Consider the following 11,745-nt stretch of genomic DNA (forward strand, 5'->3'; position numbering starts at 1 on the left):
ACGATCAGCACGATCAGCTGTCGCTGGCGGTGGGCGAGAACGTCTACGGTCTCGGCGAGCGCTTCACGCCCTGGGTCAAGAACGGCCAGATCGTCGAGAACACCAACAAGGACGGCGGCACGGCCTGTGAGCAGGCCTACAAGAACGTGCCCTTCTACCTGACCAACCGCGGCTACGGCGTGCTCGTCAACGAGGCCGGCCCGGTGTCCTTCGAGGTCGGCTCGGAGAAGGTCGCGCGCGTGCAGTTCAGCCGCGAGGGCGAGAGCCTGGACTACTGCGTCATCGCCGGCCCCACACCCAAGCAGGTTCTTGGCCGATTGACAGCGCTGACAGGCCGCGCCCCGCTGCCCCCGGCCTGGAGCTTCGGCCTGTGGCTGACGACCTCGTTCACGACCCAGTACGACGAGGCGACGGCCACGCATTTCATCGACGAGATGAAGCGGCGCGAGCTGCCGCTGGCGGTCTTCCACTTCGACTGCTTCTGGATGCGCGAATTCCAGTGGTGCGACTTCGAATGGGACCGCCGCGGCTTCCCCGAGCCCGAGGCGATGCTGGAGCGCCTGCACGCCAAGGGCCTGAAGATCAGCTTGTGGATCAACCCCTACGTTGCGCAGAAGTCGCCGCTGTTCGCCGAAGGCGTGAAGCACGGCTACTTCATCAAGAGAAGCAACGGCCTGACCTTCCAGACCGACCAATGGCAGCCCGGCATGGCCATCGTGGACTTCACGAACCCGGCCGCCAAGGCCTGGTACCAGGGCCATCTGCGCCGCCTGCTGGCCACCGGCGCTGACTGCTTCAAGACCGACTTCGGCGAGCGCATCCCGAGCGAGGGTGTGACCTATTTCGACGGCTCTGACCCCGTCGAGATGCACAACCTCTACGCGCTGCAATACAACCAGGCGGTGTTCGAGCTGCTGCAGGAAGTGCAGGGCAGCGATGCCATCGTCTTTGCCCGCTCGACCTATGCCTCGGGCCAGCGTTTCCCGGTGCACTGGGGCGGCGACTGCTGGTCCACCTTCGAGTCCATGGCCGAGAGCCTGCGCGGCGGCCTGTCGCTGACGAGCTGCGGCTTCGCCTTCTGGAGCCACGACATCGGCGGCTTCGAAGGCAACCCGCCGCCGGCTGTCTACAAGCGCTGGATCCAGTTCGGCCTGATGTCCTCGCACAGCCGCCTGCACGGCAGCAGCTTCTATCGCGTGCCCTGGCTCGTCGACGAGGAGAGCTGCGACGTGCTGCGCGTTTTCACGCGGCTCAAGCACCAGCTCATGCCCTATCTCTACGCCAAGGCTCACGAGGCGACGCAGACCGGCGTGCCGATGATGCGCGCGATGCTGCTGGAGCACCCGCAGGACCCGGCCTGCGCCACACTGGACCGCCAGTACCAGCTCGGCGAGTCGCTGCTCGTGGCGCCCGTCTTCACCGAGAACGGCGAGGTGGACTTCTACTTGCCCGAGGGCCAGTGGACCCATCTGCTGTCCGGCGAGAAGAAGCAGGGCGGCCGCTGGCACCGCGAGACGCATGGCTTCCTGTCCATGCCGCTGTATGCCGCGCCGGGCAGCGTCATCGCCTGGGGCGCCGAGACCGAGAAGCCGGACTACGACTACGCCCGCGGCACCGTGCTGCGCGTGTTCGAGCTGGACGACAGCGCGAGCGCGGCCTTCACGGTCGTCGCAGCGGACGGCAGCGTTGCCGCGCGTGGCACGGTCAGTCGCCAGGGCGGGCAATACACGGCCCAGGTGACCGAGGGCGCACTGCGCGACTGGTGCCTGGACGTTGACGGCAAACGCAGCCCGACGCGATCCGAAGGTGGCTCGCTCAGCTGGACGGCATGATGCAGCCAAAGCTGGTGGATGTGCCTGCCCGGGCCTTCCACCGGCGCACTACTTGATGGAGAAACTTGTGGCTTGGCGTGGCGTTCTGTTGATGGTCTTGCTGGCAGTCGCCAGCTTCGCTCAGGCCGCCCCGCGCGAGCGCCTGTCGCTCGATCAAGGTTGGCTGTTCCACCCAGGCGAGGTCGTCACGCCACCCGTCAAGGGCCATGGGGCCTCTTACAACAGCGCCAAGGCCGGTGGCGCCACGGGGGCGGCGGCGACCGACTTCGACGACTCCGGCTGGCGCCGCCTGGACCTGCCGCACGACTGGGCGGTGGAGGGCGGTTTCGACGCCAACGAGAACATCTCCCAGGGCTACCGCAGGCGCGGCATCGCCTGGTACCGGCGCTACTTCCAGCTGCCTGCATCCGATCGTGGCCGCCACATCGAGCTGCAGTTCGACGCCATTGCCACGCACAGCACGGTGTGGGTCAACGGCGTCGTCGTGAACCGCAACTGGTCGGGCTACAACGGCCGCAACATCGACATCACGCCCTATCTGCGCTACGGCGAGGACGTGAACAACATCGCCGTGCGTGTGGACGCCGACGCGCAGGAAGGCTGGTGGTACGAAGGCGCCGGCATCTACCGCCACAGCTGGCTGGTCAAGCGCAGCGCCGTGCACATCGCCACCGACGGCATCCATGCCAACCCGGTGAGTGCTGACGGCAAGCGCTGGTCGCTGCCGGTCGAGATCGAGGTGCAGAGCAGCGGCCGCGCGGCGCAGGATGCCGAGGTCGAAGTGAGCCTCGTCGACCCCGCCGGCAAGGAGGTTGCGCGCTCTCGCAGCAAGATGCGCGTGCAGCCGCTGGGCATGAGCACGGCAAAGCTGCAGCTCGCCATACAGCAGCCGCAGCTGTGGACGCTGAAGGATCCGCGGCTGTACCGCGTGCGCGCCCGCCTGACCGCGGGCCAGGCCTTGGACGAGGCCGAGATCCAGACCGGCTTCCGCACCCTCCGCTTCGACGCCGACCAGGGCTTCTTCCTGAACGGCCAGCACGTCAAGCTGCAAGGCGTCTGCATCCACCAGGATCACGCCGGCGTCGGCGTCGCCGTGCCTGAGGCCCTCTGGGAATTCCGGCTGCGCCGCCTGAAGGACATGGGCGTCAACGCCATCCGCTTCGCCCACAACGCGCCGGCCGCCGAGGTGCTGGACCTGGCCGACCGCATGGGCTTTCTCGTCATGGACGAGAACCGCAACTTCAACCCTTCGCCCGACTATCTGCAGCAGCTCAGCTGGCTGGTGAAACGCGACCGCAACCACCCCAGCGTCGTGCTGTGGTCGGTGTTCAACGAGGAGCCCATGCAGGGCACCGAGGTGGGTTACGAGATGGTGCGTCGCATGGTGTCTACCGTGAAGGCGCTGGACGCCACCCGCCCCGTGACGGCGGCGATGAATGGCGGCCTGTTCGCCGACATCAACGTATCGCAGGCCGTTGACGTGGTGGGCTTCAATTACCAGATCGGCGAGTACGACCGCTTCCACAAGGCCAACCCCAAACTGCCACTGACCAGCTCGGAGGACACCTCCGCCTTCATGTCGCGCGGCGAGTTCAAGACGGATCAAGCCAAGCATCTGATGGCGTCGGATGACAGCGAGGCCGCCTACTGGGGCAACACGCACCGCCAAGCCTGGAAAGCCATCGCCGAGCGGCCTTTCATCGCCGGCGGCTTTGTCTGGACCGGCTTCGACTACCGCGGCGAACCCACGCCCTTCGAGTGGCCCAGCGCGGGTTCGGTGTTCGGCGCGATGGACTTGTGCGGCTTCGCCAAGACGGCGTTCTGGCTGCATCGCGCCCAGTGGGTGAAGCTGGAGGAGCAGCCGGTCGTCAAGATCGCGCCGCACTGGAACTGGCCGGGGCGGGAGGGGCAGCAGCAGCGTGTCATGGTGCTGAGCAATGCGCCGCGCGTGCGCCTGCTGCTCAACGGTCAGACGGTCGGTGAGCGCGATGTCGATCCCTTCGAGATGGTCAGCTTCGACGTGGCTTATGCGCCCGGCAAGCTGGAAGCGGTCGCGCTGAAAGGCGGCGCCGAGATCGCGCGCGACGTCGTCGAGACCAGCGGAGCACCCGTGCGCCTGCTGCTGACGCCCGACCGCACGGCGCTGGCCGGCGATGGGCTTGACGCCATGCCCGTGACCGTCAGCGCCCTCGATGCTCAGGGGCGGCCGGTGCCGACGGCGCARCAGCAGGTGCGCTTCGAGCTGCTCGGGCCGGCCAGCGTCATCGGCGTGGGCAATGGCGACGCGAACTCGCACGAGCCTGAGAAGGCCAGCGAGCGCAGCCTCTACAACGGGCTGGCCCAGGTCATCCTGCAAAGCCGCCGCGGCGGCAATGGCGAGGTGAAGCTGCGCGCGCTGGCCGATGGCCTGCAGCCCGCCGAGATCACGCTGACCGTGCAGGCCGCGCCTGCGCCGCCAGCGGTGGCTGCAGCCGAGCCTGTGACGCAGTTGCTGTACTGGCGCATCTCGCCCGCACAGGCCCAGCGACCCGACCCCAACGTCCAGCTTGCAGACAACGACATGAACACCTGGGGCTGGGGCGAGGTGCCGATCAAGCAGGCCGCCGAGTCGCCGGCATGGCGCCTCTACCGCACCGAGCTGCGCCTGCGCGCCGACCTGAACGACGGCCGCGCCCGGCTGGTATTCCGCGAGCTGGCCGGCAAGGCGCAAATCTGGCTGGCGGGTGCGAAGCTGGGCGAGAAGACGAGCGCCGCACCGGCCGAGTTCTCTGTGCCGCTGCCCAAGGGCGCTGCGCAGCGGCAGCTGACGGTGATGATCGAGTCCGACCCCGCGCAGCCCTCGGGCCTGCGCGGCAAGGTCGTCGTGCAGAAGCCATGAGTGTCTTCAGGTCGCTGCTGTTTGCGCTGCTGCTTCTTTGCGGCCACGCGTCGGCACGGCAGGTCACCGCGCTGGACGAGGGCTGGCGCTTTGCGCGTGGCGACGTGGCGGGTGCGAGCGCCGTCGATTTCGACGACACCGCCTGGACCGCAGTACGCCTGCCGCACACCTGGAATGGCATCGACGGCGAGGCCGGTGGCGCCTACTACCGCGGCCCCGGCTGGTACCGGCGCGAGCTGCCGGCATTGCCCGCGGGGCAGCGCTTCTTCCTGCAATTCGACGGCGCGGCGCTGCGGGCCGAGGTCTGGGTAAACGGCCAGCTGGCCGGCCGGCACGACGGCGGCTACGCGGCCTTTCGCATCGACATCAGCCGCTGGCTCGCGGCCGGCCGCAACCGGGTTGCCGTGCGCGTGGACAACGCGACGGCCCCGCATGTGGCGCCGCTGGGCGGCGACTTCACCGTCTTCGGCGGCCTCTACCGCGGCGTGAAGCTGCTGGCCGTGCCGGCCGCGCATTTCGACCTGCTCGATGACGGCGGGCCGGGTGTCTATGTGTCGGCCACCGATGTCAGCACAGAGCGTGCGCAACTGGCGCTGCGCGCCCGCGTGCGCAACGACGGCGGCGAGGCCCGACGGTTGGTGCTGAACCTCGGCCTGCGCGACGCCACCGGCCGCGTCGTGGCGCAAGGCCAGCAGGCAGTGCAAGCCGCGCCCGACAACACCGTCGTGGTCGAGCAGCCCTGGACCCTGCCCAGGCCCCACCTCTGGCAAGGCCCAGCCGACCCGCACCTCTACACGCTGACGGCCGAACTGCGCGACGGCGCCGACCTGCTCGACACGATCACGCTGCCGCTCGGTCTGCGCAATGTGCAGGTCGACCCGCAGCGTGGCCTGCTGCTGAACGGCAAGCCCCATGCCGTGCATGGCGTCAACCTCTTCCACAGCGGCCGCCCGGGCCACGGCCTGGCCGTCGGCGACACGCAGATCGACGAGGACTTCCGCGTCCTCGGCGACTTGGGCGTGACCGGCCTGCGCTTCGTGCACTTCCAGCACCCGCAGCGCGCCTACGACAACGCCGACCGCGCCGGCCTGCTGGTGTGGACCGAGATTCCGCTGAACGCGGCGATGGGGGAGGACGAAGCCTTCCGCGCCAACCTCGCGCAGCAACTGCGCGAGCTGGTCAAGCAGAACCAGCACCATCCGTCGGTCTTCATCTGGGGCGTGGGCAACGAGGTCTATCGCTCGGACGACGCGGTGGTGAAGCTGCTGGCCGACATGAGYCGGCTGGCGCACGAACTGGACCCGACGCGGCCCAGCAGCTATGCCCACTGCTGCGCCGCCGACGACCATGCGATGGCGCGGCAGACCGACGTCATCGGCTTCAACCGCTACTACGGCTGGTACGACGGCCAGTTCAGCGACATCGGCCCCTGGGCCGATCGCGTGCATGCCGGCCAGCCCGACCGCGCGCTGGCGCTGGCCGAGTACGGCGCCGGCGCCAGCGTGCTGCACCAGCAGGACCCACCGCAGCGCCCCAAGCCCACCGACCGCTGGCATCCCGAGCAATACCAGGCGCTGTTCCATGAGGCCTACTGGCCGCAGATCGCCGCGCGGCCCTGGCTGTGGGGCAGCTTTGTCTGGGTCGGCTTCGACCTCGCCTCCGCCGGCCGCAACGAGGGCGACCGCCCCGGCATCAACGACAAGGGTCTGGTGAGCTACGACCGCCAGACCCGCAAGGACGCCTTCCTCTACTACCAGGCGCAGTGGAGCCGCCAACCGGTCGCCCACATCGCCAGCCGCCGTGCCACGCCGCGCGCCGCCGGCCGTGTCGACGTCAAGGTCTACGCCAACGGCACACGCGTCACGCTCCATCTCAACGGTGCCGACCTGCCCGCGCAAGCCGTGCGCGGCGGCATCGCGACCTGGCCCGGCGTCATGCTGCAGCCGGGCCGCAACCGCCTGCAGGCCCGCGCCGACAACGGCGCCACCGACACCCTCACCTGGATCGCGACGCCATGAACCGACATTTCCACCGCCTCGGCGCGGCCTGCCTGCTGGCCGCCGGCCTGGCGCGCGCCGATGGCATCGAGGTCAACCAGGTCGGCTTCACACCCGGCGCGGCCAAGTGGGCCGCCATCCCCGACACGGCAGCGCGTGGCTTCAGGCTCGTGCGTGCCGGCACCGACGAGGTCGTGCTGCAAGGGGCGCTGGGTGCTGGCGCGCGCTGGGCGCCGGCCGACCGCGTCGTGCGCCTGGCCGACTTCTCGGCGCTGAAGGCGCCGGGCGACTACGAACTCGTCGTCGACGGCCTGCCGCGCTCGCCGCGCATCCACATCGCGGCCGATGCCTATGCCGAGCTGAGCGCCGCAGCTCTCAAGGCCTATTACTTCAACCGCGCCAGCACGCCGCTGTGGGGCGTCAACGCCGGCCGCTGGGCACGCCCCGCCGGCCATGCGGACGACCATGTGCTGGTGCACGCCTCCGCCGCCGGCCCCGGCCGGCCGGAAGGCACCGTCATCAGCGCGCCCAAGGGCTGGTACGACGCTGGTGACTACAACAAGTACATCGTCAATTCCGGCATCACCGTCTACACGCTGCTGGCTGCGTGGGAGCATTACCCGGCCTTCTTCAAGGCGCAGAAGCTCAACATTCCCGAGAGTGGCGACGGTCTACCGGATGTGCTGAACGAGGCGCTGTGGAACCTCGAGTGGATGCTGGACATGCAGGACCCGGCCGACGGCGGGGTCTATCACAAGCTCACCAACAAGGGCTTCGACGGCGTCGTCATGCCGGTCGATGCGAGGGGCGAGCGCTATGTCGTGCAGAAGAGCACCGCCGCGGCGCTGGACTTCGCCGCCGTGATGGCGCAGGCCAGCCGCGTGTTCGCCGCTTTCGAGCCGCAGCGGCCGGGCTTGTCGGCCCGCATGCTGGCAGCGTCACAGCGCGCCTGGGCCTGGGCGCAGGCGCACCCCAAGGACATCTACAAGCAGCCGCCCGACATCCGCACCGGCGGCTATGGCGATGAGGCCCTGGCCGACGAGTTCGCCTGGGCAGGCGCCGAACTCTGGGTCACGACGGGCGACAGGCGCTACCGGCCCGACCTTGAAAAGCTCGCCATCGGCGTACCGGGCTGGGGCGATGTGAAGGGCCTGGCATGGGTAACCCTAGGCCAGAACCGCGGGCATCTGAGTCAAAATGACAGCGTTGTCGTTCGGGCCCGTCTGATGGAACTTGCTGATGAACTCGTCGCCCAGTGGCGCGGCTCGGCCTACCGCGTGGGCATGGGCGCCAAGGACTATGTCTGGGGCAGCAACGCCGTGGTGCTGAACCAGGCGCTGATGCTGATCCAGGCCTACCGGCTGCAGCCCAGGGCCGACACGCTGGCCGCGGCCCAGGCGCTGTTCGACCATRTGCTCGGCCGCAACCCGCTGGGCCAGTCCATGGTGACGGGCTTCGGCAGCAAGCCGCCGCTGCACCCCCACCACCGGCCGTCCGAGGCCGACGGCGTCGAGCCGCCGGTGCCGGGTTTCCTCGTCGGCGGCCCCAACCCGGGCCGGCAGGACCAGAAAAGCTGTCCCGCCTACCCCTCGGCGCTGCCGGCCATGGCCTATCTCGACCACTTCTGCAGCTATGCCAGCAACGAGGTCGCCATCAACTGGAACGCGCCGCTGGTCTATGTGTCGGCGGCGTTGCAGGCATTGACGCCCAAGCCTCACTAATTCCAAGAAAAGAAAACCGGAGACCCCATGTCCTCGACCTCCCGCCACCCGCTCGTCTGGGTGCCCTCGCTCTACCTCGCCATGGGCCTGCCCAACGTCATGGTCGGTGTCGTCGCGGCCATCATCTACAAGAACCTGGGCGTGTCCAACGAGGACATCGCGCTCTACACCTCGCAGATGTACCTGCCCTGGGTGCTCAAGCCGCTGTGGGCGCCGCTGCTGGAAACCTACCGCAGCAAGCGCTTCTGGGTCATCAGCATGGAGTTCACGATGGCGGCCGCGCTGGGCCTGGTCGCGCTGTGCCTGCCGATGGAGAGCTTCTTCAAGCTCTCGCTGGCCTTCTTCTGGATCGTCGGTTTCGCCTCGGCCACGCAGGACACCTGCGCCGACGGCGTCTTCATGACCACCGTCTCCAAGACCGACCAGGCGCGCTACGCCGGCCTGCAGGGCATGTGCTGGAACATGGGCGCCGTCGTCGCCTCCGGCTTGTTCGTGTCGCTGACCGGCTATCTGCACAACCACGTCGGCATGGGCTGGGTGCAGTGCTGGATGGTGGTCGTGTCGCTGGCCGCTGCGTCGATGGCGCTGTTCGGTCTGTGGCATGTGCGCGTGCTGCCGCCGGGTGCGCCGTCGACGCTGCACGGCCAGGGCCTGGGCGGCGGCCTGCGCGCCACGCGCGACGCCTGGGTCACGCTGTTCCAGAAGCCGCAGATCTGGATGATGCTGGCCGTCATCTTCTTCTACCGCTTCGGCGAGGGCTTCATCGAGAAGTTCGGCCCGCTCTTCCTGCTCGACGCGGTGAGCGCGGGTGGCCTGGGCCTGGACAACGAGTCGCTGGGCCACATCAACGGCACGGTCGGCACGCTGACCTTCATCGCCGGCGCCTTCCTGGGCGGCTTCCTGGTGGCCAAGCGCACCTTGCCGCGCAGCTTCTTCACGCTGGCCCTGGTGCTCAACATCCCGCACCTGACCTATTTCTACCTCGCGCAGACGATGCCGACCGACACGACGACCATCGCCGTCATCGTCGCCATCGAGAAGTTCGGCTTCGGCATGGGCTCGGTCGGCCACATGCTCTACATGATGCAGCAGATCGCCCCGGGGCCCTTCCGCATGGCCCACTACGCGATGGCCACGGGCGTCATGGCGCTCACCAAATGGGGCACCGGCAGCGTCAGCGCGCTGCTGTGGAGCGCGGTGGACCATCACTATGTGGGCTTCTTCGGCTGGGTGCTGGTCTTCTCCATCCCGCCGGTGATCCTGGCGTGGCTGGCGCCCTTCCCGCATGACCATGAGGAAGCCGCCGAGTTCAGCGGTCAGGCCGCTCCGGCGGGCGGTCACTGATGCGCTGGCTGCTGGGCATGGTGTTGGCGACGGCCACGACCGCGGCCACCGCCGCTGACCCCGTCTGCGCCGCCGACGTGCTGGGCACCGCCCGCACGCTGACGCTCAAACGCGAGGCGGCCGCCTGGGGCAAGGCGCAGCATGCGGCGCTGCCGACGCTGGCGCCGCGCGAGGTGGTGCTGAGCTTCGACGACGGCCCGCGGGCCGAGTCCACGCCCCTGGTGCTGAAGGCGCTGGCCGACCAGTGCGTGAAGGCCAGCTTCTTCATGAACGGCGAGCCCTTGCAACAGCATGCCGCCCTGGCCCGCCAGGTGCGCGACGCCGGCCACACGGTGGGCATGCATGGCTACCGGCACGAGCACTTCTCGCAACTGCCGCCGGCAGCGCAGACGGCCGACCTCGATGCGATGGTGGCCACCTACCGCGCCGCGCTGGGCGCCGAGCCCGCTGCCTGGCGCTTCCCCTTCCTGGAAGAAACGCCCACGCTGATGACGGCCCTGGGCGAGCGCCGCATCACCGTCATGTCCATCGATGCCGGCGCCGAGGACTGGCTGCCCGACCAGACGCCGCAGATGCTGGCCGACAAGCTGCTGGGCCAGCTCAGCAAGAGCGGCGGCGGCATCGTGCTGCTGCACGACGCCCAGGACCAGACGGCGCGGGCCTTGCCATTCCTGCTGCAGGCATTGAAGGCTCAGGGTTACCGCGTCGTGCACCTGCGCTGGAGCGATGCAGCGCGCTGAACTGCCCGACAAAGGAATGCCCGTGCGATATCTGCTGGCCCGACTGCTGCTTGCGCTCGCCATTGCGGCCCCTGTGTCGGCCCGTGCTGCTGACTTCGCCGCCGTGCCCGGCCCCTACGCCGTTGGCAGCACCCATATGCAGGTGTCGGCCGGCGCCGCCGGCGATCGGCCGCTGGTGGACTATCTCAACGGCAAGACCGACGGCGCGCGCAGCCTGTATGTCGATGAACTCATCAGCCAGCGCGATGCGGCCCTGCTGCTGAAGCTGACCGTGCCGGCCGACTACCCGGGCGCGGGCGCGCTGGCCGGCCAGCAACTGCCGCTGTTGCTCTACGTCCTCTACCCGACCCGGGCCGACAACGTCCGGCCGAACTACGTCTTCCCCTACAAGGACACCGGCGACAACGTTTTCCCGCACATGCAGGCGCCCGGCGAACGGCCCGTCTTCGCGGACGCCGCCACCCGATACCCGCTCATCATCTACTCCGGCGGTTACAACACCCACGGCCTCTGGCATCTCGCCCACCTCAAGCAGCTGGCCTCGCACGGCTACATCGTGGTCGACATCTTTCATGGCGACGGTCGCGCCCGCGGCTATGACGAATCGGTGGCCTTGCGGCGCCTGGCCTTCACGGCGGCCCTCGACCATGTGCTGGCCCACCCGGACTTCGCAGGCGCCGTCGACACGGCCCGCATCGGCGCGTCGGGCGCCAGCGCCGGCGGGCAGACGGTGCTCGCCATGCTTGGCGGCGTCGACCCGGAGAAGCCCGGGCGATCCTTTCGCGATGCCCGCCTCAAGGCCGGCTTCGGCCTCGTCCCCTTCATGGGCGCGAGCTTCGGCATCTGGCCCTTCCAGGTGAATGCCTGGCACTTCGGCCGCGACTTCAGCGGCCTGGCGCAGGTCAAGCAGCCCTTCTTCGCCGTCTACGCCGACAAGGACTCCTCCGTTTCGCCCGATGCCGTGAAGGCTGGCGTGCGCCGCCTCGGCGGTCCCGCCTGGGCCGTCGAGATGCCGGGGGAGGGTCATCTGCTCAGTGCCCCCGCCGAGCGCGAGGCCACGGCCTGGGAGCTGCTCTTCTTCGACGCCTTCCTGCGCGGCAACGTGGCCGCGCGAGCCCAACTGGCTGCCGCCAAGCCGCTGGCCAACGGCCGCGGCCAGATGAACTTCGCCGGCAGCACGCGCTGATCCTGTCGAGCGGCAGGCGGCGCCGGGCCGCCCGCCGGATACCACCT

7 protein-coding genes are annotated in these 11,745 nt (G+C 69.0%); all 7 read left to right on the forward strand.

Features of this window, described 5'->3' with window-relative positions:
• Positions 1 to 1,832: alpha-xylosidase (yicI, locus tag AC1D2H_RS17530; RefSeq protein WP_478011866.1), on the forward strand; the 1,832-nt coding region annotated here is incomplete at its 5' end.
• Between the two features lie 91 nt (positions 1,833 to 1,923).
• On the forward strand, positions 1,924 to 4,710 hold the full coding sequence (galA, locus tag AC1D2H_RS17535) for a beta-galactosidase GalA (RefSeq protein ID WP_478011867.1): 2,787 nt from the start codon (positions 1,924 to 1,926) through the stop codon (positions 4,708 to 4,710).
• Positions 4,707 to 6,728 (forward strand): glycoside hydrolase family 2 protein, encoded by a 2,022-nt coding sequence (locus tag AC1D2H_RS17540; protein ID WP_478011868.1) that lies wholly within the window; start codon positions 4,707 to 4,709, stop codon positions 6,726 to 6,728. Before galA ends, AC1D2H_RS17540 begins: the two co-directional genes overlap by 4 nt.
• On the forward strand, positions 6,725 to 8,428 hold the full coding sequence (locus tag AC1D2H_RS17545) for a glycoside hydrolase family 9 protein (RefSeq protein WP_478011869.1): 1,704 nt from the start codon (positions 6,725 to 6,727) through the stop codon (positions 8,426 to 8,428). Before AC1D2H_RS17540 ends, AC1D2H_RS17545 begins: the two co-directional genes overlap by 4 nt.
• Positions 8,429 to 8,455: 27 nt before the next feature.
• Positions 8,456 to 9,772, forward strand: a complete 1,317-nt coding sequence (locus AC1D2H_RS17550; protein ID WP_477936936.1) for an MFS transporter — start codon at positions 8,456 to 8,458, stop codon at positions 9,770 to 9,772.
• Positions 9,772 to 10,512 carry a polysaccharide deacetylase family protein gene (locus AC1D2H_RS17555; RefSeq protein WP_477936938.1) on the forward strand — a complete coding sequence of 247 codons (741 nt, stop codon included), beginning with the start codon at positions 9,772 to 9,774 and terminating at the stop codon, positions 10,510 to 10,512. Before AC1D2H_RS17550 ends, AC1D2H_RS17555 begins: the two co-directional genes overlap by 1 nt.
• Before the next feature lie 22 nt (positions 10,513 to 10,534).
• Positions 10,535 to 11,698 (forward strand): alpha/beta hydrolase family protein, encoded by a 1,164-nt coding sequence (locus AC1D2H_RS17560; protein ID WP_477936940.1) that lies wholly within the window; start codon positions 10,535 to 10,537, stop codon positions 11,696 to 11,698.
• Positions 11,699 to 11,745 lie beyond the last annotated feature (47 nt).

It is taken from the genome of Roseateles sp. P1_C1_2, from assembly GCF_056406535.1.